The 732-nt window shown below is 47.5% G+C and carries 1 protein-coding gene; it reads right to left on the bottom strand.

From position 1 onward, the window contains the following. Window positions 1-732: glycoside hydrolase family 18 protein (locus B7C60_RS18285; protein WP_245869048.1), on the bottom strand; the 732-nt coding region annotated here is incomplete at both ends.

The raw sequence follows: 732 nt of genomic DNA, 5'->3' as shown, positions 1-732 counted from the left end.
GCTCTGACAGATCCACTTCGGTACGTTGACCATTTTCATCAAGAATATAGCAGTTATAGTCACCAGCTAGTTCCCAGAACATAATGCCGCCGATCTCTTTATCGATGACATAATCCGCTTTGATATCAATTGACTGCTGATCTTCTGTGGATAGGAATACACGTTTGTCAGCGTTCCATAGCCAAGGCGCAACAGCTACGCTATCAAAATGGCGTTGATATTGACCAACCCAAGGTGCATTGTCTGGATTAAGCCCATAAGCGGCTAGGTACGAACCCCAAATACCTTTTTCAAGGTTTTTCGCATGCCACATGGGGTTAGAACCGGCTCCCATTTCATTGCCATTTACGTCTAAGTCATGCCACATGTTCTCTAAACCAGTGGCACCATATCCGCAATTATTTTTTTCACCTTCCCCAGTTCCGGCTGGGCATTCGCTTTGATTTGGCAATGCCGCCCGTCCCCAAAGCCCATTTTCACCGCCCGTTACTCCTTGCCAGCCACGGGTATAATAAGGCACACCAATATTAATCCGGCCTGCGGGCATGGAGCCGCGGAAGTAGTGGAAAGCCCAGTCGGTATTGAGATAACCAATGCCGCCATATTGAGAGGTGGTATAAACGCCCCATTGCGCTAGCTCTGAGTCCTTGCCTGTATCATAAAGTGCAGCGTTATGACCGACATGATCATTCCATGCTCCGTGCAAGTCATAACTCATGATATTGACGTAAT

This window comes from Vibrio fujianensis (genome assembly GCF_002749895.1).
GTDB lineage: Bacteria > Pseudomonadota > Gammaproteobacteria > Enterobacterales > Vibrionaceae > Vibrio > Vibrio fujianensis.
This window is presented reverse-complemented; position numbering and strand designations above follow the sequence as displayed.